Source organism: Rhizobium sp. WYCCWR 11152, assembly GCF_013087615.1.
GTDB classification, from domain to species: Bacteria; Pseudomonadota; Alphaproteobacteria; order Rhizobiales; family Rhizobiaceae; genus Rhizobium; species Rhizobium indicum.
Genome location: NZ_JABFCP010000006.1, coordinates 313,445 through 339,744 on the forward strand (window position 1 = coordinate 313,445; position 26,300 = coordinate 339,744).

The window sequence follows — 26,300 nt, forward strand, 5'->3', positions numbered from 1 at the left end:
CTCAGCCGTTGTCCTGCGCCAGGATAATATCCAGAAAGGCATCGCCGTAGCGTTCGAGCTTCGCCTGCCCGACACCTGATATGGCGAGCAATTCCTTGCGGCTGCGAGGCCGCTCCGTGGCGAAGGCGATCAGCGTCGTATCGGGAAAGACGACATAGGGCGGCACGCCGAGCGATTTCGCGATCGCCATGCGCTCGGCCCGCAGCGCCTCGAAGAGACTGCCGTCTGCGCCTGATAGTCCCGATTTGCGCTCGCTGCGCTCCGCCTTCTTCGTACGCCGTTCCGAGGCCGGCCGGTCCTTGCGGAAGAACACCTGCCGCTCGTGCTTGAAGACGGAGCGCGCCTCCGGCTCGAGCTTCAGCGCCCCGAAGGCCTCGTGGTCGACGCGGATCAGCCCCATGGCGAGCAGTTGGCGGAAGACCGACTGCCAGACGCGCGCTGGAATATCCTTGCCGGCCCCGAAGACCGGCATTTCGGCATGGCCGAAGCGTTCGGTCTTTTCGTTGACGTTGCCCAGGAGCACGTCGACGACATGGCCAGCGCCGAAACGCTCGCCGGTGCGGTAGACGGCGGCAAGCGCCTTGATCGCCGCCTCCGTGCCCTCCCAGGTCTCGACCGGCTTCAGGCAGGTGTCGCAATTGCCGCATTGTCCGGCATGCGCCTCGCCGAAATGGGCAAGGATTGCCTGGCGGCGGCAGGAGGCGGTCTCGCAGATCGCCAGCAAAGCGTTGAGCTTGGCGCGTTCGACCCGTTTGATCTCGGCGGCAGCATTGCCCTCGTCGATCATCCGGCCGCGCTGGATGACGTCGGCCATGCCATAGGCCATCCAGACCTCGGACGGCAGACCGTCGCGCCCGGCGCGCCCGGTCTCCTGATAGTAGGCTTCCACAGAACCCGGCAGGTCGAGATGGGCGACATACCGCACGTTCGGTTTGTCGATGCCCATGCCGAAGGCGACGGTGGCGACCAGGCAAAGATTCTCTTCTTTCAGGAAGGCATCCTGATTGGCCTCACGAACCGCCCTGTCCATGCCGGCATGGTAGGCACGCGCGCGAATACCCTGCCCGTTCAGCCATTCGGCCGTATCTTCGACCTTGGCGCGAGACAGGCAATAGACGATGCCGCTGTCGCCCTTGTGGCCGGACAGGAACCGCAATAGCTGCTGGCGCGGCTGGTCGCGCTCGACGATCTCATAGGCAATATTCGGTCGGTCGAAACTGGTGGTAAAGATCTCGGCAGTATCGAGCCCCAGCCGCTCGATCATGTCGTCGCGCGTATGCGGATCGGCCGTCGCCGTCAGTGCCACTCTGGGCACACCGGGATATTGCTCGCCGAGCCGCCCGAGTTCGCGATATTCCGGCCGGAAATCATGGCCCCATTGCGAGACGCAATGGGCCTCGTCAATCGCAAACAGCGCAATCTTCTCGTTGGCGATCAGCTCGCGGAAACCATCGGTCAGAATACGCTCGGGCGTCACGTAGAGAAGATCGAGCTGGCCCGCCGAAAGCGCGCGGCGAACCTCGACGAATTCCTCGCGCGACAGAGACGAGTTGAGTGCTGCGGCGCGGATGCCGAGCTGCTTCATCGCCTCCACCTGATCGCGCATCAGCGCAATCAGCGGCGAAACGACGATACCGACACCGTCGCGGCAGAGCGCCGGGATCTGGAAGCACAGCGACTTGCCGGCGCCTGTGGGAAAGAGCACGACCGCATCGCCGCCGGAAACCACGTGCTCGACCACCTGCTGCTGCTTGCCGCGGAAGGAGGAATAGCCGTAGACCTGCTTGAGGATATCGAGCGGCGAGCGGCCGGAAGAAAATAGCGCGCCGGAAGCGGAAAAGCCCGGTTCGTTTCGTTCGGTCAGCGACATCAGTGGTTCGCCGCCCCTTTGACGCGGCCGGAAAGCACGCCGAAGCCATCGATGATGGCCTCCTGGTTCTCAAGGCGCACCCCTTCGAAATGCACTTCCTGCTGCGCTCGCATCAGCTGAACGATCGCCTCGCCGTCGCCGGCTTCGGTTGCCAGCGCGATCTCGCGCTCGAGCTCGATCTTCTGCCGGCGCAGCGCCTTCGCCCGCTTGTGGGAGGCCAGCGCCTGGCGGTATCCCTCACGCGCATCCTCCATCGCCGCCTGCTCGGTCGCGATCCACAGCCGGGCATTGCGCACCTGCTGGTCGAGGCTCTTGATGAGCGGGCCGAAGCCTTCGAATTCCAGCCTTTCGGTCAGATATTCGCGCGTCAGATGCGGGGCGGCGACGGAAGCCGCTGCTCCCAGCATCGCCGACCAGAGCCGCTGCAGCTCGCGGCTGTCATATTCGATCGCGGCAATCTCGTCATAATCGTCGATCATCAGCGAGGGGTGATTGACGACGGTCAGCGCCAGCACGCATTCGCGCAGCGCCGTATTGTTCTGGTGGCCGCGCACGGGACCCGAGCGGGCGAGCCTTTCTGAAATGACGCTGGGGCTTTTCGGCCCGGCCTTGCCGGCATTGTCGCGGCCCGTCCGGTAATTGCCATTGCCGTTGAAGCCGCCGCGGCGATCGCCATTGTTGCGGTTCTGGAACTGCGGCTGGAAGAAGGCGTTCAGCCGATCGCGAATATCCTGCTGGTAGTGACGGCGGACGTTTTCGTCGGCGATGACGGCGACCAGTTGCTTCAGCCGCGCCTCGAGCTCGGCGCGCGCCTCAGGCGTGTCGAACTTGCCGGTGTTGACCTCCCGGCTCCAAAGCATCTCGGAGAGCGGCTTTGCCTGGCTCATCACCTTGTCGAAAGGCGCGCGCCCGTCATCGCGCACGAGATCGTCGGGATCCTTGCCGTCGGGCAGAAGCGCGAAGCGAACGGAACGGCCGGGCTTCAGATGCGGCAGCGCCAGTTCGGCGGCGCGATTGGCCGCGCGGATGCCGGCACCGTCGCCGTCGAAGCAGAGCACCGGCTGCGGCACCATTTTCCAGAGCAGCTCGAGCTGGTTTTCGGTGAGCGCCGTGCCGAGCGGCGCAACGGCATTCTCGATGCCCGCCTGATGCAGCGCGATCACGTCCATATAGCCTTCGACGGCAATAATGGTGCCGGTCGCATTGTCGTCCTGAGAATCACCGCGGCCAGGTCCCTGGATCGCCCGCCGCGCACGGGCAAAATTGTAAAGAACATTGCCCTTGTGGAAGAGTTCAGTCTCGTTGGAGTTCAGATATTTCGCCGGCGCGTCGGCCGACATGGCGCGTCCGCCGAAAGCGATCACCTTTTCCCGCGACGACAGGATCGGGAACATGATGCGGTCGCGGAAACGATCGTAGGAAACCGGCACGTTTTCATGGACGACCAGACCGCAGGCCTCGATCTGCTCCTTGAGTACGCCCTTGCCAGCGAGGAATTCCTTGAGCGCATTGCGGCTGTCGGGCGCATAGCCGAGACGGAAGGTCTCGATGGTGCGCCCCGTCAATCCGCGGTCGCGCAGATAGGCGCGCGCCCTCGCCCCATTCGCCGTCTGCAGCTGATCCTGAAAAAATTGTGTCGCCATTTCCATGACGTCGATCAGCGAGCCGCGCTCCTTCTCGCGCTTCTCCATCACAGGGTCGGCAAGCGGCATCGGCACGCCGGCCATATCGGCGATCTGCTGTACCGCCTCGGGAAAACTCAGACCTTCAAGTTCTGTCAGGAAACGGAAATGGTCTCCCGTCACCCCACAGCCGAAGCAGTGATAGCGGCCCTTTCGGTCCTCGCAATGGAAGCTCGGCGATTTCTCGCCGTGGAACGGGCAGCAGGCCCAGTAGTCGCCGCGGGACACGTTGGTCTTGCGCTTGTCCCAGCTCACGCGGCGCGCAATCACGTTCGAAATCGGAACGCGGTCGCGAATATCATCGAGAAAGGTGTTGGAAAAGCGCATTTATACCTCTTGGCCAGCTCCCATATAAGCTGCTTTTCCGCTCCATGCCACGAAACTTGTCATGAAAACCCGCTATTCACAGGCTATGCGGCCGTCATCGGCGGCTCCGGTTATCCAATCAACAACGCGTTATCGCCCCCTGCGACAGGGTGCGACATTATTGTCTCTTCGGAGCAGGAATTCCGCCGTCAGAAAAGCTTCCGCGAGAGCGTGGACCTCCAACACAGTTGAGAAAAAATCTTTTTGAAACAAATGGTTATTCCATCAGGTGATTGCGCCTCATCATCCCTCGCGCCACCTCCCGAGAAGCCGCCTAGGCGCCTCCCAAACCGCCGATTCCGGCAATTATTATTTTTTTGTAATTTGAATACGCCGCCGCACCGCAATAGGTTCGATCTCAACAAAGCGATCCCCGAGCGAAGCACCATCCCTACCCCCGGCGCCGCTTCGCAAGGGTGCCTTTGCAAATACCCTCCGGCTTGGGCTTCGGCCCTGCGTGCCGGTGGAAGCAAAGAGCAAGAAGGCAGGAGCGCCCCCAGCTCCTGCCTTCTTAAATTATTGGCTCTCCCTGCGACAACTCTCCCTTTAAAATTAACCGCTTATCGATAAAACCGTTGACAGGCGGCGCCTGCATGAAAGATGTATGCGCCGAACTCCCTGGACCTCTCCAAATGGCTTTTACCGCGGATAATCTTGCAGCAGACGATCGCTTTCTCGCTGCCATTCTGCATTGCGCCGATCAGATGCTCGCCATCTATCGCGAGAGCCCGCGCATCGCCTCGATCTTCGCCGCGCAGCAGCGCTGGCTGATGGCCCATGCCGGCTTCGCGCTTCATTACGGCTACTCCGACGACGGGAAGAGCGGCGGCCTCTATTCCGGCCGCTTCATCGATTTCGCGGTCAGGAACAATATCGCCAGCCGCAACACGGCCGCGGCCTTCATGCAGGAAATGCTGGCCTATCGCTTCCTGCGGCCGGTTCCCGGCCCCGACAAGCGCACACGCTACCTGGAGCCCACCGAAATCGCCGAGCAGCATTTCACCCGATGGCTCGTCGCCCATATGATGATCCTCGACAGCCTCGACGGCGGCGAGCGCGCCGATAAGATCACCGCCGACCCCTCGGCGATGATGGCAGCGATCCAGCCGCTGATCGCAAGAGCGATCATCGGGAGTGAAGCGGTGCGCAGCCCGGGTGCCACCTTCAACCTCTTCAATTGGGCGAATTCCGGCGGGCTGGTGATGGACTACCTGATCTCGCGCCTTCCCGAATTTCCAAGGACAGCCGACCGCGTCGTGCTCGGCCCTCTGTCGCTCAGGGAAATCCGCGAACAGTTCATGATCTCCAATACCCATCTGAAGCGGCTTCTGATGCAGGCAGCGACCATGGAGAGCATCGGCTGGACGGAACCCTCCCGCAAGGGCGACTTCTGGCTGTCGGCCCATTTCATCCGCGAATACTGGAATTATCAGGCAGCGAAATTCGCCATCATCGATGCCGCCGCCGAAGCGGCGCTCGGGCCTGCGGTCCGTGACGAACCGCAGGCAAGGCAAGTTGTCTGAGGCTTATCCGTTCAACAGTTCCTTGACGGTCGCCGACGCCTTGGCGAAATCCATCTGGCCGGCATAACGCTCCTTCAGCGCCGCCATCACCTTGCCCATGTCCTTGGCACTCGCGGCACCTGTCTCGGCGATGATCGCCGAGACGTTGGCGCGCACTTCGCTGTCCGAGAGCTGCTTCGGCATGAAATCCTGGATGACGATGATTTCGGCGCGCTCCTTGGCGGCAAGCTCCGGCCGGGAATTCTCCTCATAGATCTTTGCCGATTCGTCACGCTGCTTCACCATTTTGGCGAGGATCTGCAGAATCTCGTCGTCGCTCGCCTGCTCCTTGCCGGTGCCGCGGTTGGCGATATCGCGGTCCTTGACCGCGGCCTGAATCAGCCGGACGGTGGAAAGCCGCTCCGCATTCTTGGCCTTCATCGCCTCTTTCAGCTGGGTGGCGAGTTGATCGCGCAGCATGGTCTTCACTCCTGTTTTGATGCCGCTTCATAAACCACGCTGATGCGGCGGATCAAATAAATTGCGCGGTCAGTGCGATAAAGCGCAGGAAAACGGCCCCGATCTCGGCTACAAAGATTGACGCTAAGCGATTGCGTGGCTATTTACCGCCACCTGCACCAAAATTCGTGATCAGGCCTGAAGCGCGCGGCATTGCCGTGTCCACACGCCTGCGAAATCAAATGGCGACGAGCGCGGCAACGCGCCCACCTGCCGGAAACGGGATGAAGATGACCGCGACAGCACCCTGGACAATCGAAAAGCCGACCGCCCTGCTCGTTCTTGCCGACGGCACGGTCATCGAAGGCAAGGGCATCGGCGCCACCGGCAAGGTGCCGGCCGAAGTGGTCTTCAACACAGCGCTCACCGGCTATGAGGAGATTCTGACGGACCCCTCCTATCTCGGCCAGATCGTCACCTTCACCTTCCCGCATATCGGCAATATCGGCACCAATGATGAAGACATCGAGGACCTGACGCCTGCCGCCCGCCACGGCGCCGTTGGCGTCATCTTCAAGGCCGACATCACTGAGCCCTCGAACTACCGCGCCGCCAAGCACCTCGACCAATGGCTGAAGGCCCGCGGCGTCATCGGTCTCTGCGGCATCGACACGCGCGCACTGACCGCCTGGATCCGTGAGAACGGCGCTCCGAACGCGGTCATCGCCCACGATCCGAACGGCGTCTTCGACATCGAGACGCTGAAGGCCGAAGCCAAAGCCTGGAGCGGCCTCGAAGGTCTCGACCTCGCCAAGATCGCCTCGTCGGGCCAGTCCTCGCAATGGACCGAAACTCCGTGGGTGTGGAATGAAGGCTACGGTGAACTCCAGGCGACAGACGCGAAATACCACGTCGTCTGCCTCGATTACGGCGTCAAGCGCAACATCCTGCGCCTGTTTGCCGGCCTCGACTGCAAGGTGACTGTCGTGCCGGCAGCAACGAGCGCCGAAGACGTGCTCGCCATGCAGCCGGACGGCATCTTCCTGTCGAACGGCCCGGGCGATCCGGCGGCAACCGGTGACTATGCCGTGCCTGTGATCAAGACGCTGATCAAGACCGATATCCCGGTCTTCGGCATCTGCCTCGGCCACCAGATGCTGGGCCTGGCACTCGGCGCGAAGACCGAGAAGATGCATCAGGGCCATCACGGCGCCAACCACCCCGTCAAGGACCATACAACCGGCAAGGTCGAGATCGTCTCGATGAACCACGGCTTCGCGGTCGACTCGAAGTCGCTGCCGGATGGCGTTGAAGAGACTCATATTTCGCTTTTCGACGGCACCAATTGCGGCCTGCGCGTCCTCGGCAAGCAGGTCTTCTCGGTCCAGCATCATCCGGAAGCCTCTCCGGGCCCGCAGGACAGCCACTATCTCTTCCGCCGCTTCATCAACATGGTGCGCGAGAAGAAGGGCGAACCGGCGCTCGCCGAACGCTGATTTCAAATAATTCACACTTCTGATGAAGGCTCGCACAGGTGGGCCTTTTTCTTCGTTCGTATATTGACCTCAACCTAACTTGAGGAATTACAGAGCTACCTGCAAACATATGATGCAGGAGAGAATGGATGAACGGCGTTTTCTACAGGATCGACAAGTTCGCCGTACCGCCCCCCGGCGCGCGACGAGTTCCTGATGCATATGGTATGCACACATACCTTGCTGCAGGCGCAGGAAGGCTTCACCCGTCACTCCGTCCTGGAACAGGTCGCCGGACCCGGCGAATTCAACTTCGTGGCGATCGCCGAATGGGAAAATGCCGAGGCGTTCGAGCGGTCGCAGGCAGCGGTCGCCGCCGCGCAGGCAACGGCGAACCTTAGTCCGCAGGAAATGTTCGAACGGCTCGGCATCCGCGCCGATATCGCCGGCTACAAGCCGGTCGCAGCCTGATCAGGAGATATCAGGCGCCCGCCGTCACTCCCTCCCGGCGAAGAAGAAGGTAGAAGCGCGCGCAGAGCATGACGGCAGCCGCCGCCAGCCCGACGAGGAAGCCGAACCAGATGCCGATGCCGCCGAAACCGAGCGGGAAGGCAAAGGCCCAGGCGAGGAAGAAGCCGATCGGCCAGTAGGCGATCAACGCCATGATCATCGGCACACGGGCGTCCTTGAGGCCGCGCAGCAATCCATTGGCGATCACCTGCAGCCCGTCGACCAGCTGGAAAAGGCCGGCAACGACGATCAGCGGCCCGGCATAGGCAAGTACCTCGGGCGCCTCGGGCGAGTTGACGTCGAGGAACCAGCTGCCGAGGAATTGCGGCATGGAGGCAAAGAGCACGCTGCCCACCGCCGAAATGGCGCAGGCGAGGACGAGCACGGTGATCGAAGCGCGCACCAGCCCCTGATAATCGCCCTGCCCGTGGGCGACACCGACGCGCACCGTTGCCGCCTGGCTGAGGCCGAGCGGAATCATGAAGGCGATCGAGGCCCATTGCAGGGCAATGCCATGAGCCGCAAGCTCGATGGTGCCGATATAGCCCATCAGCAGCGAAGCCACCGTGAACAGGCTGACCTCGGCAAGGATGGTGACGCTGATCGGGAAACCGAGCCGGATGACCTCCAGCAGCGCGTGCCAGTCGGGTTTCCAGAACCGCACGAAGATCTCGTAGCGCCGCGTCTCTTCCCGCCGCTGCACGAAAGCCAGGATGAAGAGGAAGCCGGCTGTCTGCACCACGACCGAAACGATCGCCGCACCCTCGAGCCCCATCGCCGGAAAGCCGAAATGGCCGAGTACGAGGATATAGGCAAAGATCGCGTTCATCACCAGCGTGGCGATGGTGACGTTGAGGATGATGCCCGCCTTGCCGATGGCGCTGACGAGCGAGCGCATGACGTTGAAGAGCAGCGCCGGCAACACGCCGAACTGACCGATCATGATGTAGCCGTGTGCGAGCTTGGCCACCTCGGGCTTCTGCTGCGCAAAAAGCAGGATCTGTTCCGCATTGAAGAAGGCCGGTTGCATGATGATCCAGAATCCGATCACCACCCAGAGACCCATGCGCAGCGATCGGCGCACCGAGACGACGTCGCCGCGGCCATAGGCCTGGGCCACCAGCGGAATGACGGCGATCGCAAAGCCCGATCCGAAGATAAGGATCGTGAAGAGGAATTGGGCCGACAGCACCATCGCCGCCAGCTGCTCGGCGCCGAGACGTCCGATGATCATCACATCGGTGGTGTGGATGCCGAGCTGAGCGAGCTGGGCGCCGATCAGCGGAATGCCGAGCGCCAGCGTGGCACGGAAATGTGCGCTCCAACGATTATCGTTTGTCGGCGCAAGTCTGCGCGCGTCGATCGGCGTGTCCATGACACCAGTCCTGTGATTGAAATATGCGTCGCCGCAGCTTGCGGCGAAATATCATCCGGGCTTAGATCAAAGCCCTGCAAAGAACTACCCCAAATGAGGCAGATGATGAAAAATTCATCATCGCATCAGCGTTTCTGATCGATCAACCGGCCGCTTCCAGCGCCTCAGCCGGCTCGCGGACCCGGACCCGCAGGAGGAACACGCCGGCGGCCACCAGGATGAACAGGGCGGCGGCAAGATAGGGCGCGCCGGCAAAAGTGACCGGCGCCTCGGGCCGCGTGAAGTAACCGAACATCTGCGTGAAGATCAACGGTCCGGCGATGGTGGTGACGCTGCTGAGGCTGGTAAGCGCGCCCTGCAGCTCACCCTGCGCCGAAGGCGGCACCATGCCGGCGGCAATGCTGCGCAGCGGCGGATCGGCGACGTTTTCCATGACAGTCGCAACGATGATGACATAGACGACCCAGCCCTCCCAGGCGAAGGCATAGCCGGTGAGACCGACGGCCGAGAAGCACAGGCCGAGAAGAGCGGTCTTCCACTCGCCGAGCACCGGCACGATCCGCGGCAGAACCAGCCCCATGACGATCACGGCGCCGATGCCGTAAATGCCGAGCGACAGGCCGATCTGTCCCTCGCTCCAGCCGTAGCGATAGGTCGAGACGAACGACCAGACTGAGGGATAGACGGCATGCGCCAGGAAGAACAGGAACATGACGAGGCTGACCCAGCCGATGCCAGGATAATGGCGCATCTGGCGCAACGCGCCGAGTGGATTGGCGCGTTTCCACTCGAACCGGCGGCGGTTCTTCGCCTCCAGCGTCTCGGGCAAAAGGAAACAGGCGGCGATGAAATTCAGAAGCGACAGCGCAGCCGCGCCGAGGAACGGCACACGCGGGCCGAATTCGCCGAGGACACCGCCAACGACGGGGCCGATGGTGAAGCCGACGCCGAAGGCGATGCCGATCAGCCCGAAATTTTTCGCCCGGTTCTCCTCCGTGCTGATATCGGCGATATAGGCCGAGCAGGTGGCGAAACTGCCGCCACTGATACCAGCAAGCACGCGGCCGACGAACAGCATCCAGAAGCTGGTGGCGATGCCGCAGATAAAATTGTCGATCGCGAAGGTCAGCACCGAAAGCAAAAGGATCGGCCGGCGGCCGAAACGGTCGGACAGGTTTCCGAGCAGCGGCGCGAACAGGAATTGCATGCCGGCATAGACCAGCATCAGCCAGCCGCCGTCGATCGCCGCATCGCTGACGCTGCCGCCGGTCAGCTGCTCCAGATAGGCGGGCAGCACCGGCATGATGATGGCGATGCCGATAATGTCGAGGAAGAGGATGATGAAGACCAGGAAAAGGCCGCGACGAACGAATTTCGGGTCAAGCATGAGGCATCTCTACAGCGGTTGCTTCTGAAAAGACGATCTCGTCGCCGAGAAAGTGACATAGCTCAGAAAAGAAACCGAAACAATCCGTGAACATTTCAAAGTTTTTGATAATGCTCAACGGGAAATTTATGAGAGGCCTCAACCGATGGGCGCGCGCTGCCGTTCCAGCTTCAGGAGATCGAGAGCCGCCCAGCGGATCGCCGGGCGAAGAGTCCCTTGCAATCGCCGCGACGGCATCCAGATCACCAGAGAAGCCCAGTCCAAGAGAAGACTGGTCCAAGAGTAGACCGGTCATTGTGCATTTCGCTGCACAGCCTGTTCGATGCCGTCCGATTATCGCCCGAATGCGAAAGCGGTAGAACGGTATCGAGGACGACGCCCGGCGCGGATGTCCGATCGCGCGGCGCAAACTGATGGAGAAAACAATGCAGACCTATCGTTTGGGAAAGACCGGACCCGATGTCTCGGCCATCGGCCTCGGCTGCATGGGCATGTCGGGCATGTACGGCCCCTCCGATCGCGCAGAAAGCATCGCGACGATCCATGCCGCGCTCGATGCCGGCATCAACCTGCTCGACACCGGCGATTTCTACGGCATGGGCCATAACGAAATGCTGATCGGCGAGGCATTGAAGGGTCGCAGGCGCGAAGACGCCGTCATCAGCGTCAAGTTCGGCGGCCTGCGCGATCCCGTCGGCGGCTGGAGCGGCATCGACGCCCGCCCGGTCGCGGTGAAGAACTTCCTCAGCTATACGCTGCAGCGCCTCGGCGTCGACTATATCGACATCTATCGCCCCGCCCGCCTCGATCCGAACGTGCCGATCGAAGACACGGTTGGCGCCATCGCCGACATGGTCAAGGCAGGTTATGTCAGGCATATCGGCCTGTCGGAGGTCGGCGCCGACACGATCCGCCGCGCCGCCACTGTGGCCCCGATCGTCGACCTGCAGATCGAATATTCGCTGATCTCGCGCGGCATCGAGGAGAAGATCCTGCCGACGACACGCGAACTCGGCATCTCGATCACCGCTTACGGCGTGCTCTCGCGCGGTCTGATCAGCGGCCACTGGCAGAAGGGCCAGAGTGGAACGGCCGGCGATTTCCGCGCCTACAGCCCGCGCTTCCAGGAAGGCAATATCGAGCAGAACCTCGCTCTGGTGGAGAAGCTGCGCGAGATCGCCCAGGCAAAGAGCGTCTCGGTCGCCCAGATCGCCATCGCCTGGGTCGCCGCCAAGGGCAAGGATGTCGTCCCGATCATCGGCGCTCGCCGCCGCGACCGACTGACGGAAGCGCTCGGCTCACGCGCCGTCGACCTGTCACCGGAAGATTTCGCCGTCATCGAACGCGCCGTGCCGAAAGACGCGGCGGCGGGTGGGCGTTATCCTGAGCATATGCTGCAGCATATGGACAGCGAGAAGTAAGCAAGGGATGGAAGGGGCTGTGACGCGCTATGTGCCGTGCGCCCCTTCATCTCTCCTCAAACCGGTCCCGAGAACGTATCGCAGGCCGACAGCTGGCCGCTGTCGAAGCCGCGCTTGAACCATTTGACCCGCTGCTCCGAGGTACCGTGGTTGAAGCTTTCCGGCACGACATAACCCTGTGACCGCTTCTGCAGCGAATCGTCGCCGATCTGCTGGGCTGCGTTCAGCGCTTCCTCCAGATCGCCTGACTCGAGCAGGCCCTTCTGCTGCGTATATTTGCCCCAGATGCCGGCAAAGCAATCGGCCTGCAGCTCGACGCGCACCGACATCTTGTTGGCGTCGGCCTCGCTCATGCGCTGGCGGGCCTGGTTGAACTTCGGCAGGATGCCGAGCAGGTTCTGCACATGATGGCCGACCTCATGAGCAACGACATAGGCCTCGGCGAAATCACCCGACGCGCCGAAGCGGTCGGAAAGCTCCTGGAAGAATTCGGTGTCGAGATAAACCTTGTGGTCGCTCGGGCAGTAGAACGGACCTGTTGCGGATGATGCGGAGCCACAGGCCGATGCCGTCGAGCCCGAGAACAGCACGAGGCTCGGCTCCTCGTAATTTTGGCCCTGCGCCTGGAAGATGCCCTGCCAGGTATCCTCGGTCTCGGCAAGAACGGTGCGCATGAAAGCGGTCATCTCGTCGTTGGCGGGCGTGCGTGTTCCGCCGGACTGGCTCTGCTCGTAGCCGGGACCGCTTGTCGTGCCGCCGGTATCGAGCATCTGCAGCAGATCGATGCCCATCATCTTGAAGATAAAATAGATGACGATGAGGAAGACGATCGTGCCGATGCTGAGGCCGCCACCGGCCCGGCGAACACCGCCGCCGGAAGGAAAGTTGAAGCCGCCGCCGCGGCCGAAACCGCCGCCGGTCGGATCGCTGCGGCGATCCTCGATATTGTCGGACTGACGCCGGCCTTTCCATTCCATCTTCGCTCTCCCCGGCAATGCCTGTGCTTGCGCTCAAGGAGTTATATATCCGTCAGCGGCCGGAATTCCAGCGACTTCATCGGGCAATCAGGCGCCCGCGTCGGCGACGCAGCACGATTGCGATCAGTATCGAGCCGATCACCGCCGCAGCAAGGACAGCCGGCCATTCCACGCCGGTGAAGATGACCGCATGCATGATCCGGCCAGGCAGGAAAGTGAACAGGCCGGCAAGCACGATGCCGCCGAAATAAAGGCCGGCGACGATGCGCTTATGCAGACGGATATCGCCGCGGCGAGCCGCCGCGATCGCATTCCAGCTGCCGAACAACGTTGCAATCGACAGAAGATGGATCGGGCTGAACCCATAGAAGAGATCGAGTTCGTGAATGAAGAAGCTCGATACCGCCGTGACAACCATCAGCGCCATCCAGATCCTGCCGAGCAGACGGTGCAGCGGCGTGCCCTTGGGGCGCAGCAGGACATAGGCGCCGAGAAGTGCCGCCGGCGTAACAGCAGTGACATGGATCTGAACGGCGAGCGGGGCGGCGAGGAGCGGTTCGACGGTCATCAGCGACATCCGGTTGAATTCGGTCCTTCTTTCCGCCAAGACTGCATCCGCCTCAATCCGAACCGCGCAAACGGCAGGAAAACTTCGTGATTCACCTCTTCTTGCAATCCACGCTTCGCGAATTGCAGGTCTTTCTCCACTCCCGGCGCTTCTGGGGAACCTTTGCCGCGATCGTCCTGCTCTTTGCCGTCACCGGTCCCTACGGCACGATGGAAAGCATGGCCTTCGGCGAACGCCTCGCCTACTGGCTGAGCCTGCATGCCATTGCCTGGACGATCGCCATTCTCTGCGCAGTCGCAGCCGAAAGACTGCTGCAGGGAGTGATCATTTCGATGTTCGCCCGCATGATGGCGGGCTCGCTCATAGCCGCCCTGCCGATCGGTTTTGCCATCGGCCTCGTCGACTATGTCTTCACCGGCGAAGCGACCACGCTGGAAAGCGGCCTGCAGCGCGCGCTTTTTGCGGTGCCGCTCTGCGCCCTCTTCTGCCTTTTGACCTACATGGCGATGAGCCAGAAAATCGCCGAAGCCGCAGCACCTGAGGAAACCAGCCCCGCAGCCTCGATCCTCGACCGGCTGAAGCCTGAGAATCGTGGCGCGCTGCTGCGCCTTTCCGTCCAGGACCACTATACCGAGGTGGTGACCAGCCGCGGGCGCGAACTGGTGCTCTTGCGTTTCGCCGATGCGCTGAGGGAAACCGCCGCGACGCCGGGCCTTCGCGCCCATCGCTCGCACTGGGTGGCCGACGCCCATGTCGAAAGCCTGAAACGCGACAATGGCAGGCTGCTGATCCTCACCCGCGACGGCACGGAAATCCCGGTCAGCCGCAGCTATGCCGAGGATGTGCGCCGCCGCTTCACGTAAAGAAGACGCGCGGCGCTGTAGGTGCTTGACGGGACTCCCGCTTTCGCTCTTCCTGAAGCAGCGCGGCGAAATTCGGGTACTCCTCGTGCCTGACGAGAAATAGCCCTTCGCGTGTTGGATTCCTGTCGATTCCGCGATTTATGGGGTTCCGTTTGCAAATACATTTGCCTATAAGCCGCTTCTAGCCTGAAAAGACCCAGCATGCGCGACCCGACCCGGTGATCTCCCACCCTGGCCGGCTTTCTGCGCAGCCAGAAAACGGAAGCACCCATGCCGAAGCGCCAAGACATCAAATCGATCCTTATCATCGGCGCGGGACCGATCGTTATCGGCCAGGCTTGCGAGTTCGACTATTCCGGCACCCAGGCCTGCAAGGCGCTGAAGGAGGAAGGCTACCGCGTCATCCTCGTCAACTCCAACCCGGCGACGATCATGACCGATCCGGGCCTTGCCGACGCCACCTATGTCGAGCCGATCACCCCCGAGGTTGTCGCCAAGATCATCGCCAAGGAACGCCCGGATGCGCTGCTGCCGACCATGGGCGGCCAGACGGCGCTGAACACCGCGCTTTCGCTGAAGCGCATGGGCGTGCTCGACCGCTACAATGTCGAGATGATCGGCGCCAAGCCCGCCGCCATCGACATGGCCGAGGACCGCGCTCTGTTTCGCGAGGCGATGGCCCGCATTGGGCTGGAAACTCCGCGCTCGATGCTGGCGAACGCCACCGACATCAAGGACCTCGACCGCAAGACGCATGAGGCCGAGCGCGTCAAGCTGCGCGAAAGCCTCTCGGGATCCGACCTCGACAAGGCGCTGGACGAGCTGGAAAACCAGTGGAACCTCGGTGAGAGCGATCGCAAGCAGCGTTACATGAGCCATGCCATGGCGATTGCCGCCCAGGCGATCGACCATGTCGGCCTGCCCGCCATCATCCGTCCCTCATTCACGCTCGGCGGTACCGGCGGCGGCATCGCCTACAACCGCTCGGAATTTTTCGAGATCGTCGGCGGCGGCCTCGATGCCTCGCCGACCACCGAAGTGCTGGTCGAAGAATCGGTGCTCGGCTGGAAGGAATATGAAATGGAGGTCGTCCGCGACAAGGCGGACAACTGCATCATCATCTGCTCGATCGAGAACATCGATCCGATGGGCGTCCACACCGGCGATTCGATCACCGTCGCGCCGGCCCTGACGCTGACGGACAAGGAATACCAGATCATGCGCAACGCCTCGATCGCGGTGCTGCGCGAGATCGGGGTCGAGACCGGCGGCTCGAACGTCCAGTTCGCCGTCAATCCGAAAGACGGCCGTCTCGTCGTCATCGAAATGAACCCGCGCGTCTCGCGCTCGTCGGCGCTCGCCTCCAAGGCCACCGGCTTCCCGATCGCCAAGATCGCCGCCAAGCTCGCGATCGGCTATACGCTCGACGAACTGGATAACGATATCACCGGCGGCGCAACGCCCGCCTCCTTCGAACCGTCGATCGACTACGTCGTCACCAAGATCCCGCGTTTCGCCTTCGAGAAATTCCCCGGCGCCTCGCCGGTGCTGACGACCGCGATGAAGTCGGTCGGCGAAGTCATGGCGATCGGCCGCACCTTCGCCGAATCGCTGCAGAAGGCACTGCGCGGCCTCGAAACCGGCCTGACCGGCCTCGACGAAATCGAGATCCCCGGCTTCGAAGAGGGCGAATCCAGCCAGAACGCCATCCGCGCTGCAATCGGCACACCGACGCCCGATCGCCTGCGCATGGTCGCCCAGGCGCTGCGCCAGGGCATGAGCGAAGCCGAAGTCCACGAAGGCTGCAAGATCGACCCATGGTTCATCGCCGAGCTGAAGGCGATCGTCGAGATGGAAGCCCGGATCCGCGAGCACGGCCTGCCTGATGATGCCGCAAACCTGCGCATGCTGAAGGCCATGGGCTTCTCCGACGCGCGTCTGGCGACGCTGACCGGCAAGCGCCCGAAGGAAGTCGCCGAATTCCGCAACAGCCTGAATGTCCGCCCTGTCTTCAAGCGCATCGATACCTGTGCGGCCGAGTTCGCCTCGCCGACCGCCTATATGTATTCGACTTATGAGACGCCTTTTGTCGGCGCCGCCCGCTCCGAGGCTGAGGTCTCCGACCGCAAGAAGGTCGTCATCCTCGGCGGCGGCCCGAACCGCATCGGCCAAGGCATCGAGTTCGACTATTGCTGCTGCCACGCCGCCTTCGCGCTGAAGGATGCGGGTTATGAGGCGATCATGATCAACTGCAACCCGGAAACAGTCTCGACCGACTACGACACGTCGGACCGCCTCTATTTCGAGCCGCTGACGGCCGAGGACGTGATCGAGATCCTGCGGGCAGAACAGGAAAGAGGTGAAGTCGTCGGCGTCATCGTCCAGTTCGGCGGCCAGACGCCGCTGAAGCTTGCCGAGGCGCTGGAAAAGAACGGCATCCCGATCCTCGGCACCGCGCCCGATATGATCGACCTTGCCGAGGACCGCGACCGCTTCCAGAAGCTCCTGATGAAGCTCGACCTCAACCAGCCGAACAACGGCATTGCTTATTCGGTCGAGCAGGCCCGCATGGTCGCCACCGAAATCGGCTTCCCGCTGGTCGTGCGTCCCTCTTACGTGCTTGGCGGCCGCGCCATGCAGATCCTGCATTCGGAAGGCCAGCTGCAGAGCTACCTGCTCGATACCGTGCCTGAACTGGTGCCTGAGGATATCAAGCAGCGCTATCCCAACGACAAGACCGGCCAGATCAACACTCTGCTCGGCAAGAACCCGCTGCTCTTCGACAGCTATCTCAGCCACGCCATCGAAGTCGACGTCGACTGCCTCTCGGACGGCACCGACGTCTATGTCGCCGGCATCATGGAGCATATCGAGGAAGCCGGCATCCATTCCGGCGATAGCGCCTGCTCGCTGCCGCCGCGCACGCTCTCCAACGAGATGCTCGACGAGCTGGAGCGCCAGGCGAAAGCCATGGCCAAGGCCCTCAATGTCGGCGGCCTGATGAACGTCCAGTTCGCCATCAAGGACGGCACCGTCTACGTTCTCGAAGTCAATCCGCGCGCCTCGCGAACCGTGCCCTTCGTCGCTAAGACCATCGGCGCGCCGATCGCCAAGATCGCCGCCCGCGTCATGGCCGGCGAAAAACTCGATGCGACCTTCGCCGCCTACGGCGAAAAGCCCGATCCGCGCAAGCTGAAGCACATCGCTGTCAAGGAAGCCGTCTTCCCCTTCGCCCGTTTCCCCGGCGTCGACACGCTGCTCGGCCCGGAAATGCGCTCGACCGGTGAAGTCATAGGCCTCGATACCGATTTTGCACTGGCCTTCGCCAAGTCGCAACTCGGCGCCGGCGTCGAGCTGCCGCGTGACGGCACGGTCTTCGTCTCCGTCCGCGACGCCGACAAGCCGCGCGTGCTGCCGGCGATCAGCATCCTCGTCGAACAGGGCTTCAAAGTGCTGGCGACCGGCGGCACCGCCCGCTTCCTCGCCGAAAACGGTATCACCGCCACCAAGATCAACAAGGTGCTGGAAGGCCGTCCGCACATCGAGGACGCGATCCGCAACCGCCAGGTCCAGCTCGTCATCAACACCACCGATGGCAACAAGGCGATCTCCGACTCCAAGTCGCTGCGCCGTGCGACGCTGATGCAGAAGGTGCCTTATTACACGACGATGGCAGGCGCCGAAGCCGCCGCCCAGGCAATCAAGGCGCTGAAGGCCGGCAATCTGGAAGTGCGGCCGCTGCAGAGCTATTTCGCCTGAGATACGGAACGCCATCGCTCGATGAGCGATGGCGCCAGCCTTGCCATTGGGGCACCACCGGAGGCTTCTGAATCAGTTTATGCAGCGGCCACCATAAGGCGCTGAACCATCAGCATATCTTCGCGAAATCGTGCCAGTTCCTCCGCACTCAGCCGCTCATCGGGAATACGCAGCAGATAGGATGGATGCACCGTCACGAAGAGCGTTCGCTCCTCATCGATCGCGATCGCTTTCCCCCTGACATCCTGAAGCCGCTGTTTCGTATCGGTCAGCGCCGCGAGCGCCGTCGCCCCCATCGCAACGATGAGCTTCGGCTTGATCAGTGCCATCTCCAGATTGAGCCACCAGCGGCAATGCTTCACCTCGCCCATATTGGGCTTCTGATGGATGCGACGCTTGCCGCGCGGCTCATATTTGAAATGCTTGACGGCATTGGTGACGTAAAGCGTTGAGCGATCAATGCCCGCTTCAGTGATCACCTGATCCAGCAGCCTGCCGGCCGGACCGACGAAGGGGCGCCCGGCAATATCCTCCTGGTCGCCCGGCTGCTCGCCAACGAACATCACCTCGGCATCGCGTGGCCCCTCCCCGAATACGGTTTGCGTGGCCTTCGCATGAAGCGGACAGCGGGTGCAGGCGGCAGCTTCCGCGCGCAGTGCTTCCAGCGTGCCCGCCGGCGCTTCGGGCTCGGCCGGAATGCTGCGCGCGGCTTCCTGCAGGCGATCGTGAAAGGGCAACGACTGGGTCGCCTCCCGTGCAGCCATGGCCCGCACCTGGCTCTCCGCCGATGCGATCAGCCCAGGGATGAGATCGGCTTCCGGCAGGTTCTTCCAGTATTTTTTCGGCATCTCCGCCTGCATCGCCTTCAGCTTCAACCGCGCCGGATTGAAAATGCTGGCGTAGTAGGTGCGCCAAAGTTCGTCGGTAGCATCGGTGAGATTGGGTTTTTCACACGGTTCGTCGCTCATCGTCAGCCGCTCGCCGTCCCAGGCGGCCGATCCCTTGGGCGTCGCGATCAGCCAGTCCATGTCGGTGAAGCGCCGTTGAAAGAAGGGCGCTGTGCGCCTGACGATATGGTGATCCGGCTCGAACCAGGCGAGGAATTTTCGACGGCCCACCGACACCGCGCCAACCTCCTTGAAGCGAACGAAGGCCGTCATCTTGTGCGCGTCGCGCCGAACGTTTTTCGCCATCAGCCTGGCACGGGCGACGTCCTCGTCGGAAGCCACTTCAAGCAGTTGGCGGTCCAGTTGCAGCCGCCAGAGCAGACGGTAAAGCAGGGAAAAACGCGCCGCGTCGGAATGGCAGAGAACTGTCTCCGCGAGATCGATGAAGGCGGGCGGCACCGTCATCGGCTTGCGTGCCATGATAGGCGCCGGCGGCATGGCGTCGCGTTGAAACGCAAGGTCCGCCTCCTCGCTTTTTTCGCGCCAATCGATCTCTTCCGGCAGGATGCCGGCGACCGCGAAAGCGCGCGCGGCGTCACGCCATTCGGCAAGCTCCCCGCGTCCTGCAAGCACGACCCGGCGCATCACAGCAACGACAATTGTTCGGGCTGCGGTTCGAACATGGCGCGAAGGTCGGGGCGCTCGATCAAACGGCGCGGCGACCAGCCTTCCGCCGAGATGAAGGACTGAACCTTCTTGATCGAAATGCCGAGCCGCGAAAGATCGTCCAACCGAAGGCGGCGAAAACGACGGGCCGAAACGATCGCTTTGACTGTCTTGGTGCCGAGGCCGGGCACACGCAGCAACCGTTCACGCTCGGCCTTGTTGATATCGACGGGGAATTCGGCCCGGTTGGCGAGCGCCCAGGCAAGTTTGGGGTCGAGGCTGAGATCGAGCATGCCATCCGCCTGGTTCGCGGTGATCTCGTCAATGCCGAAACCGTAGAATCGATAGAGCCAGTCGGCCTGATAGAGCCGGTGTTCCCGCATCAGCGGCGGCTTGATCAGCGGCAGGTTTTTCGACGAGTCCGGGATCGGGCTGAAGGCGGAATAGTAGACGCGCTTCAGCCCGTAGCTGCTATAAAGCCGGCCGCTGGTCGCAAGGATCGTCGCATCGTTCGCGCCATCGGCGCCGACGATCATCTGTGTGCTCTGGCCGGCCGGCACGAAACGCTGACGCTTCTTCGTCTGCAGCGTCGGTTCGCCGGCGGCCTCAATCTTCAGCCGCAGATCCCCCATCGATCGCCGGATATTGGCAGGCTTCTTTTCCGGCGCAAAGCGGGTGATGCCGTTATCCGTCGGCAACTCGATATTGAGCGACAGCCTGTCTGCATGAAGCCCCGCCTCCTCGATCAGACGCGGCGACGCCTCGGGGATCGATTTCAGATGGATATATCCGCGGAAATTGTGGGTCACACGCAGTTCGCGGACGATGCGGACCATCTCTTCCATCGTGTAATCTGACGAACGAATAATGCCGGAGGAAAGGAACAGGCCTTCGATATAGTTGCGGCGATAGAATTCCAGCGTCAGCCAGATGACCTCCTCGGGCGTAAAGCGCGCCCGTTCGACATTGCTCGACGAGCGATTGACGCAATAGGCGCAATCGTAGATGCAGAAATTGGTCAGCAGTATTTTCAGAAGCGAAATGCACCGCCCGTCCGGAGCATAGGCATGACAGATACCGGATCCCTCGGTCGAACCGAGCCCGCCACTAGCCCGAGAATCACGCTTCACCGTTCCACTGGAAGCGCAGGAAGCATCATATTTCGCGGCATCGGAAAGGATGGCCAAGCGTTCTGTTAGCGACTTCTTCATTAGTATGTTCACTATATGTTCCGGCATGCAGAGTCAATCGGGACGATCCGATTTCTGCCCATTTTCAAGTCGCACCACCTGATATCGGGGCGGGCCGCGTTTCTTTTATGCGAATTTTCTGGAAATCGGCCTTGGCGATCTGCTATAAGCGTCCGACTAAGATTGTGGCACGGTTCCGAAGCTCCCCTTCGGGACCTGTTTTCTTTTGTGTTCGCCGCTAATTGTGCGGATACGAGGATTGAAGGACAGAAAAATGGTTGAAAAGGTACCGATGACACCGGGCGGTTTCGTCAAGCTGCAGGAAGAGCTGCGCTGGCGTCAGCAGGAGGAGCGCCCTCGAATCATCGAGGCGATCGCCGAAGCCCGTGCCCATGGCGACCTTTCCGAAAACGCCGAATACCACGCCGCCAAGGAAGCCCAGAGTCACAACGAAGGCCGCATCAGCGAGCTGGAAGACCTGACAGCGCGCGCCGAGGTCATCGACCTCACCAAGATGTCGGGCGACAAGATCAAGTTCGGCGCCAAGGTGAAACTCATCGACGAGGACACCGATGAAGAAAAGACCTACCAGATCGTCGGCGACCAGGAAGCCGACGTCAAGGCCGGCCGCATCTCCATCTCCTCGCCGATCGCCCGTGCTCTGATCGGCAAGGAAGTCGGAGATTCCATCGAGGTCAATGCGCCGGGCGGCTCCAAGGCCTACGAAATCCTCCAGGTTTCCTGGGGCTGATCGCCCGCCAGCCGCGAGACCCCTCCCTTGCCCGATATCCGTGACGTCGAGATCATTGCGCCCAATTTCAAGCGCCGGCTCTCCGGCGTCACGTCGACTATCGTCCAGCTCATCCCATGCCAGATCCGGCTCGGCATCAAGATCGCGACACTCGGGCCCGGCCTGCCGGAGGACCTGCCGAAACTTAAGGGGCGGCAGCTCCTCGGCCTCTGGCGCCCGCCGGCGCGCCGGCGCCAGCGCGTCTGGCACGCTCGCCGCAACAACGAGATGGCGGTCGGCATCCTGCTGCGCCATCTGTTGCGCATGCCGCTGAAGCTTCTCTTCACCTCGGCCGCGCAACGCCGGCACACCGCCTATACGAAATGGCTGATCCGTCGCATGGACGCCGTCATCGCGACTAGCGATCGATCCGGCTCGTTCCTCGAGGTGCCGCACACGGTCATCCAGCACGGCGTCGACCTTGCTCTGTTCCATCCGCCGGAAACGGCGGAGGACGGCATCGCCGCCACCAGCCTGCCGGGCCGCCATCTCATCGGCTGCTTCGGCCGCGTGCGCCATCAGAAGGGCACCGATCTTTTCGTCCAGGCGATGATCGAACTGCTGCCGCAGCACCCCGACTGGACGGCGGTCGTCTCCGGCCGGGTGACGACCGAACACACGGCATTTGGCGACAAACTCAAGGCGGATGTCGCGGCCGCCGGGCTCAGCGACCGTATCCTCTTCCTCGGCGAAGTGCCTGACATCAAGGTCTGGTATCGCCGCCTGACGCTTTACGTCGCCCCTTCCCGCAACGAGGGTTTCGGCCTGACGCCGCTCGAAGCCATGGCCTCGCGCACTGCGGTGGTGGCATCGGACGCCGGCGCCTATGCCGAGCTCATCGTCACGGGCGAGACGGGCTCGGTCGTCGCCGCCGGCGATGTCGAGGCGCTGACGCGGGCAATCGCGCCCTATATCGCAGATCCCGCGCTGGCGATCGCGCATGGCGAGAATGCGCTGCGGCATGTCAGGGCGAATTTCGCGCTGGAGAAAGAAGCGAGCGCGATCGGCGCCATTTACAACAGCCTTTTCGGCGACAATCGCAGCTGAGGCAGAAAAGAGAAACGGCCCGCTGGATGACGGGCCGTTGAGAGAATTTTAGGACTGCGGACAGTTCGGTCAGTTATTCAGCCGGCTGCAGCCCGGCAGCGGGAGCACTCTCCCCGGCCTGGCCGCCCAGTGCGGCGGCGAGCTGCACCGTATCCAGCTCGTTTTCCCAACGTGCCACGACGATCGTCGCAACCGCATTGCCGACGAGGTTGGTCAGCGCCCGGCATTCCGACATGAATCGGTCGATGCCGAGGATGAGCGCCATGCCGGCGACCGGTACGGAGGGCACGACGGAGAGCGTCGCGGCAAGCGTGATGAAGCCGGCGCCGGTGATGCCTGCGGCACCCTTCGAGCTCAGCATCGCCACTAGCAGCAACAGGATCTGATCACCCCAGGAGAGATGGATGCCGGTTGCCTGAGCAATGAACAAGGCAGCCAGCGTCATGTAGATGTTGGTGCCGTCGAGATTGAAGGAATAGCCCGTGGGGATGACGAGGCCGACGACCGAGCGCTTGCAGCCGGCCTTTTCCATCTTGTTCATCAGTCCCGGAAGGGCAGCCTCCGAAGACGAGGTGCCGAGGACCAGCAGCAGTTCTTCCTTGATGTAGCGCAGCAGCGCCACAATCGAGAAGCCGTTGTAGCGGGCGACAGCGCCGAGAACGACGAGGACGAAGAGCAGAGAGGTGATGTAGAAGGTGCCGATCAGCATGGCGAGGTTGGCGATCGATCCGACGCCGTACTTGCCGATGGTGAATGCCATGGCGCCGAAGGCGCCGATCGGGGCAGCCTTCATAAGGATGGCGACGAGCTTGAACACGGGCGCCGTCAGGGCATTGAGGAAGTTGACGACCGGTTCGCTCTTTTCGCCGACCATGGCGAGCGCGATGCCGAAGAGCACCGAGAAGAATAGCACCTGCAGAATGTCACCATCGGCGAAAGCGCCGACGATCGTCGTCGGGATGATGTTGGTCAGGAAACCGACGATGCTTTGCTCATGCGCCTTTGCGGCGTAGCCGGCGACGGCGGCCGGATCCAGCGAGGCCGGATCGATGTTCATGCCGGCGCCGGGCTGGACGACATTGGCGACGATCAGGCCGATGATGAGCGCCAATGTCGAGAATGTCAGGAAGTAGAGCATCGCCTTGCCGGCGACGCGGCCGACCTTCTGCAGGTCGCTCATGCCGGCAATGCCGGTCGCAACCGTCAGAAAGATGACCGGCGCGATGATCATCTTGACGAGCTTGATGAAGGCATCGCCGAGCGGCTTCAGCTGGGTGCCGAATTCAGGATAGAAATGGCCGAGAAGGATACCCGCAGCGATAGCCGCGAGAACCTGAACGTAAAGATGGCTATAAAAGGGCTTCTTGCCCTTGCTGCCTGCGATTGCATCGAGTGGTGCTGCGATCATGATGTCCTCCTAATGGCTCGTCCGGAACGAACTCCGGCCTCCCGAGCCGTTCGCTTCAAGTCCAACAGCTCAGCCGTTGTTGCCCCATTCTTCGCAATCGCCGTGCCAGTTTTGCGCCGACTAGCCAACAAGTTGAATTTATTAATGAAAAATTTATTTTGCTGCTGACGGATCATTAAGTAATGCGGAAATCCGCACAAATCCATTTGCGTCTCGTGCAGAAAAATGCACAAATCCGCCATGTCCGTGTCGCAGAAATTGTGGCCTCCCCTACCCGTGCAACACCGCATCCGCCGGATGTGGTGGGCCTATGCCGTGCTCGCCCTCGTCGCTGTCGTCGCAAGCCTCTGGGCCAGCGGCGAGATCGGCCGGCACCGGGCGGAGGCTGCCCTCGAGGAACAGGCCCGCATGGATGCGAGGCTGAATGCGGCGTTGCTGCGCACGGTTCTCGAAAAATACCGGGCGCTTCCCTTCGTGCTGTCGCAGGACGCGGCACTCGCCGCCGCACTGGCGGGAAACGATGCCGGCGCGTTCGAGCAGCTCAGTCAGAAGCTGGAAAATTTGGCGGCGGGCACGAAAGCCGCCGTCATCTATGTCATCGACAAGGACGGCATGGCGATTTCGGCCAGCAACTGGCGCGAGCCGACGAGCTTCGTCGGCAATGACTACCGCTTCCGCGAGTATTTTCAGGGGGCGGTCGAACGAGGACAGGCCGAGCACTTCGCGCTCGGCACGGTCAGCAAGAAGCCGGGTCTCTATATCTCCCAGCGGATTTCGGGCAGCAATGGCTTGCTGGGTGTCGTCGTGGTCAAGGTCGAATTCGACGATGTCGAGGCGGATTGGAACACCTCGGGGACCCCGTCCTACGTCGTTGACGAGCGCGGCATTGTCCTCATCACCAGTCTTCCATCATGGCGGTTCATGACGATCGGCCGGATCGCCAAAGACCGGCTGACGGCGATCCGCGAAAGCCTTCAATTCGGCGATGCGCCACTTCAACCCCTGCCTCTCGACATGGTCCGAAACCTCGGCGACGGGCTCGATGTCGTCGAGATCGTCATGCCCGGCGATGCCGGGAAAACCAGGTTTCTCGATGTCGCAACGTCGGTGCCGGCGACCGCATGGCATTTGCAGCATCTGGTGGCGCTGGGGCCGTCCGTCGATGCGGGGATTCGCGAAGCCCGCATGCTGGCATTGCTGATACTCTTGCCACTGCTGGCCGGAGCAGCCTTCCTTTTGCGCCGCCGCCATGCGATCGCCCTGCGAATCTCCAGCGAACAGCAGGCGCGGGAGGAACTGGAACGGCGGGTAGTCGAGCGGACGCTGGATCTCAGCCAGGCGCGGGACCGGCTGCAGGCTGAAATCATCGGCCACAAGAGCACGGAGCAGAAGCTGCAAGCCGTGCAACAGGATCTGGTGCAGGCCAACCGGTTGGCCATCCTGGGTCAGGTGGCCGCCGGCGTTGCCCATGAGATCAACCAGCCGGTGGCGACCATCCGTGCCTATGCCGATAACGCCCGCACCTTCCTCGATCGCGGCCAGACTGCGCCTGCCGGCGAAAATCTCGAGAGCATTGCGGCGCTCACGGAGCGCATAGGTTCGATCACCGAGGAGCTGAAGACCTTTGCCCGCAAAGGCCGCGGCAGCGCCGAACCAACCGGATTGAAGGACGTCATCGAGGGCGCGGTGATGCTGTTGCGCAGCCGGTTTGCCGGTCGCATGGATACGCTCGACATCGACCTGCCGCCCGACGAACTGCAGGTGATGGGAAACCGGATTCGTCTCGAGCAGGTGCTCATCAATCTGCTTCAAAACGCCCTGGAGGCGGTGGCGCCGAAGGCCGGAGACGGTCGCGTCGAGGTCAGAACATCCACCGATGCAGGGATGGTAACGGTGACGGTCGCCGACAATGGTCCCGGCATCCCTCCGGAAATCCGAAAGGGCTTGTTCACGCCGTTCAACACCTCGAAGGAAAGCGGTCTCGGCCTTGGCCTGGTGATCTCCAAAGATATCGTCGGTGACTACGGCGGCCGGATGGAGGTTGCAAGCGACAGCGACGGAACCCGGTTCATCGTTCAGCTGAGGAAGGCTTGAGGTC

The 26,300-nt window shown here is 62.2% G+C and carries 19 protein-coding genes and 1 pseudogene; 9 read left to right on the forward strand and 11 right to left on the reverse strand.

The window, feature by feature from the left end; genetic code table 11:
- Position 1 precedes the first annotated feature (1 nt).
- Both recQ and dnaG read right to left on the reverse strand, forming a co-directional pair.
- On the reverse strand, positions 2 to 1,870 hold the full coding sequence (gene recQ / locus G9X67_RS07505) for a DNA helicase RecQ (RefSeq protein WP_138330441.1): 1,869 nt from the start codon (positions 1,868 to 1,870) through the stop codon (positions 2 to 4).
- Positions 1,870 to 3,879 carry a DNA primase gene (gene dnaG / locus G9X67_RS07510; RefSeq protein WP_138330440.1) on the reverse strand — a complete coding sequence of 670 codons (2,010 nt, stop codon included), beginning with the start codon at positions 3,877 to 3,879 and terminating at the stop codon, positions 1,870 to 1,872. Before dnaG ends, recQ begins: the two co-directional genes overlap by 1 nt.
- Before the next feature lie 671 nt (positions 3,880 to 4,550).
- On the opposite strand from dnaG, the gene G9X67_RS07515 reads away from it, so the two are divergent.
- Positions 4,551 to 5,441 (forward strand): hypothetical protein, encoded by an 891-nt coding sequence (locus G9X67_RS07515; RefSeq protein ID WP_138330439.1) that lies wholly within the window; start codon positions 4,551 to 4,553, stop codon positions 5,439 to 5,441.
- 3 nt (positions 5,442 to 5,444) lie between these two features.
- Here the strand turns inward: G9X67_RS07515 and G9X67_RS07520 are convergent, their stop codons facing one another.
- Entirely contained in the window at positions 5,445 to 5,900 is a 456-nt protein-coding gene (locus G9X67_RS07520; RefSeq protein ID WP_138330438.1) for a GatB/YqeY domain-containing protein, read from the reverse strand.
- A 269-nt stretch (positions 5,901 to 6,169) separates the two neighbouring features.
- Here G9X67_RS07520 and carA point away from each other — a divergent pair, with 269 nt between their 5' ends.
- Both carA and G9X67_RS07530 read left to right on the forward strand, forming a co-directional pair.
- Complete coding sequence (gene carA, locus G9X67_RS07525; protein ID WP_032986636.1) at positions 6,170 to 7,375, forward strand: glutamine-hydrolyzing carbamoyl-phosphate synthase small subunit; 1,206 nt, start codon at positions 6,170 to 6,172, stop codon at positions 7,373 to 7,375.
- A gap of 128 nt (positions 7,376 to 7,503) precedes the next feature.
- Positions 7,504 to 7,825, forward strand: a pseudogene (locus G9X67_RS07530) (antibiotic biosynthesis monooxygenase).
- A gap of 10 nt (positions 7,826 to 7,835) precedes the next feature.
- On the opposite strand, the gene G9X67_RS07535 reads toward G9X67_RS07530, so the two are convergent.
- From G9X67_RS07535 to G9X67_RS07545, 3 genes are all read right to left on the reverse strand, one after another.
- A complete protein-coding gene (locus tag G9X67_RS07535) occupies positions 7,836 to 9,239 on the reverse strand; it encodes an MATE family efflux transporter (protein ID WP_138386960.1) in 1,404 nt (467 codons plus the stop codon).
- A 142-nt stretch (positions 9,240 to 9,381) separates the two neighbouring features.
- On the reverse strand, positions 9,382 to 10,626 hold the full coding sequence (locus tag G9X67_RS07540) for a TCR/Tet family MFS transporter (RefSeq protein ID WP_138330436.1): 1,245 nt from the start codon (positions 10,624 to 10,626) through the stop codon (positions 9,382 to 9,384).
- A complete protein-coding gene (locus G9X67_RS07545) occupies positions 10,619 to 10,921 on the reverse strand; it encodes a hypothetical protein (RefSeq protein WP_138330435.1) in 303 nt (100 codons plus the stop codon). The genes G9X67_RS07540 and G9X67_RS07545 overlap by 8 nt, the downstream gene beginning before the upstream one ends.
- Positions 10,922 to 11,051: 130 nt before the next feature.
- Between G9X67_RS07545 and G9X67_RS07550 the strand changes: the two genes are divergently transcribed.
- A complete protein-coding gene (locus G9X67_RS07550) occupies positions 11,052 to 12,047 on the forward strand; it encodes an aldo/keto reductase (protein ID WP_138330434.1) in 996 nt (331 codons plus the stop codon).
- Positions 12,048 to 12,103: 56 nt separating this feature from the next.
- Here the strand turns inward: G9X67_RS07550 and G9X67_RS07555 are convergent, their stop codons facing one another.
- Both G9X67_RS07555 and G9X67_RS07560 read right to left on the reverse strand, forming a co-directional pair.
- Positions 12,104 to 13,024 carry a neutral zinc metallopeptidase gene (locus G9X67_RS07555; protein WP_138330433.1) on the reverse strand — a complete coding sequence of 307 codons (921 nt, stop codon included), beginning with the start codon at positions 13,022 to 13,024 and terminating at the stop codon, positions 12,104 to 12,106.
- Positions 13,025 to 13,100: 76 nt separating this feature from the next.
- Entirely contained in the window at positions 13,101 to 13,631 is a 531-nt protein-coding gene (locus G9X67_RS07560; protein WP_138330432.1) for a DUF2306 domain-containing protein, read from the reverse strand.
- Between the two features lie 47 nt (positions 13,632 to 13,678).
- Here G9X67_RS07560 and G9X67_RS07565 point away from each other — a divergent pair, with 47 nt between their 5' ends.
- Entirely contained in the window at positions 13,679 to 14,455 is a 777-nt protein-coding gene (locus G9X67_RS07565) for a LytTR family DNA-binding domain-containing protein (protein WP_138330431.1), read from the forward strand.
- A 270-nt stretch (positions 14,456 to 14,725) separates the two neighbouring features.
- Positions 14,726 to 18,214 (forward strand): carbamoyl-phosphate synthase large subunit, encoded by a 3,489-nt coding sequence (carB, locus tag G9X67_RS07570; protein WP_138330430.1) that lies wholly within the window; start codon positions 14,726 to 14,728, stop codon positions 18,212 to 18,214.
- 77 nt (positions 18,215 to 18,291) lie between these two features.
- Here the strand turns inward: carB and G9X67_RS07575 are convergent, their stop codons facing one another.
- Both G9X67_RS07575 and G9X67_RS07580 read right to left on the reverse strand, forming a co-directional pair.
- Positions 18,292 to 19,746, reverse strand: a complete 1,455-nt coding sequence (locus G9X67_RS07575) for a UdgX family uracil-DNA binding protein (protein WP_138330429.1) — start codon at positions 19,744 to 19,746, stop codon at positions 18,292 to 18,294.
- The gene (locus tag G9X67_RS07580) at positions 19,746 to 20,978 is read right to left on the reverse strand and encodes a putative DNA modification/repair radical SAM protein (protein WP_138330688.1); all 1,233 of its coding nucleotides are present in this window, start codon (positions 20,976 to 20,978) and stop codon (positions 19,746 to 19,748) included. Before G9X67_RS07580 ends, G9X67_RS07575 begins: the two co-directional genes overlap by 1 nt.
- Before the next feature lie 253 nt (positions 20,979 to 21,231).
- On the opposite strand from G9X67_RS07580, the gene greA reads away from it, so the two are divergent.
- Complete coding sequence (gene greA / locus G9X67_RS07585) at positions 21,232 to 21,708, forward strand: transcription elongation factor GreA (RefSeq protein WP_012758398.1); 477 nt, start codon at positions 21,232 to 21,234, stop codon at positions 21,706 to 21,708.
- A gap of 27 nt (positions 21,709 to 21,735) precedes the next feature.
- Entirely contained in the window at positions 21,736 to 22,794 is a 1,059-nt protein-coding gene (locus G9X67_RS07590; RefSeq protein WP_138330428.1) for a glycosyltransferase family 4 protein, read from the forward strand.
- Positions 22,795 to 22,867: 73 nt separating this feature from the next.
- Here G9X67_RS07590 and G9X67_RS07595 read toward each other — a convergent pair whose 3' ends face one another.
- Positions 22,868 to 24,202 carry a dicarboxylate/amino acid:cation symporter gene (locus tag G9X67_RS07595; protein ID WP_138330427.1) on the reverse strand — a complete coding sequence of 445 codons (1,335 nt, stop codon included), beginning with the start codon at positions 24,200 to 24,202 and terminating at the stop codon, positions 22,868 to 22,870.
- Positions 24,203 to 24,427: 225 nt separating this feature from the next.
- Here G9X67_RS07595 and G9X67_RS07600 point away from each other — a divergent pair, with 225 nt between their 5' ends.
- Positions 24,428 to 26,296, forward strand: a complete 1,869-nt coding sequence (locus tag G9X67_RS07600; RefSeq protein WP_171598431.1) for an ATP-binding protein — start codon at positions 24,428 to 24,430, stop codon at positions 26,294 to 26,296.
- Positions 26,297 to 26,300: the final 4 nt, after the last annotated feature.

What these genes read in the sequence shown, in the direction of transcription:
- G9X67_RS07580 (WP_138330688.1), bottom strand. Translation starts at nt 20,978, where the DNA reads ATGAAGAAGTCGCTAACAGAACGCTTGGCCATCCTTTCCGATGCCGCG.
- greA (WP_012758398.1), top strand. Translation starts at nt 21,232, where the DNA reads ATGGTTGAAAAGGTACCGATGACACCGGGCGGTTTCGTCAAGCTGCAG.
- recQ (WP_138330441.1), bottom strand. Translation starts at nt 1,870, where the DNA reads ATGTCGCTGACCGAACGAAACGAACCGGGCTTTTCCGCTTCCGGCGCG.
- G9X67_RS07575 (WP_138330429.1), bottom strand. Translation starts at nt 19,746, where the DNA reads ATGCGCCGGGTCGTGCTTGCAGGACGCGGGGAGCTTGCCGAATGGCGT.
- G9X67_RS07535 (WP_138386960.1), bottom strand. Translation starts at nt 9,239, where the DNA reads ATGGACACGCCGATCGACGCGCGCAGACTTGCGCCGACAAACGATAAT.
- G9X67_RS07545 (WP_138330435.1), bottom strand. Translation starts at nt 10,921, where the DNA reads ATGACCGGTCTACTCTTGGACCAGTCTTCTCTTGGACTGGGCTTCTCT.
- carA (WP_032986636.1), top strand. Translation starts at nt 6,170, where the DNA reads ATGACCGCGACAGCACCCTGGACAATCGAAAAGCCGACCGCCCTGCTC.
- dnaG (WP_138330440.1), bottom strand. Translation starts at nt 3,879, where the DNA reads ATGCGCTTTTCCAACACCTTTCTCGATGATATTCGCGACCGCGTTCCG.
- G9X67_RS07600 (WP_171598431.1), top strand. Translation starts at nt 24,428, where the DNA reads ATGCACAAATCCGCCATGTCCGTGTCGCAGAAATTGTGGCCTCCCCTA.
- G9X67_RS07540 (WP_138330436.1), bottom strand. Translation starts at nt 10,626, where the DNA reads ATGCTTGACCCGAAATTCGTTCGTCGCGGCCTTTTCCTGGTCTTCATC.
- G9X67_RS07595 (WP_138330427.1), bottom strand. Translation starts at nt 24,202, where the DNA reads ATGATCGCAGCACCACTCGATGCAATCGCAGGCAGCAAGGGCAAGAAG.
- carB (WP_138330430.1), top strand. Translation starts at nt 14,726, where the DNA reads ATGCCGAAGCGCCAAGACATCAAATCGATCCTTATCATCGGCGCGGGA.
- G9X67_RS07515 (WP_138330439.1), top strand. Translation starts at nt 4,551, where the DNA reads ATGGCTTTTACCGCGGATAATCTTGCAGCAGACGATCGCTTTCTCGCT.
- G9X67_RS07555 (WP_138330433.1), bottom strand. Translation starts at nt 13,024, where the DNA reads ATGGAATGGAAAGGCCGGCGTCAGTCCGACAATATCGAGGATCGCCGC.
- G9X67_RS07550 (WP_138330434.1), top strand. Translation starts at nt 11,052, where the DNA reads ATGCAGACCTATCGTTTGGGAAAGACCGGACCCGATGTCTCGGCCATC.
- G9X67_RS07520 (WP_138330438.1), bottom strand. Translation starts at nt 5,900, where the DNA reads ATGCTGCGCGATCAACTCGCCACCCAGCTGAAAGAGGCGATGAAGGCC.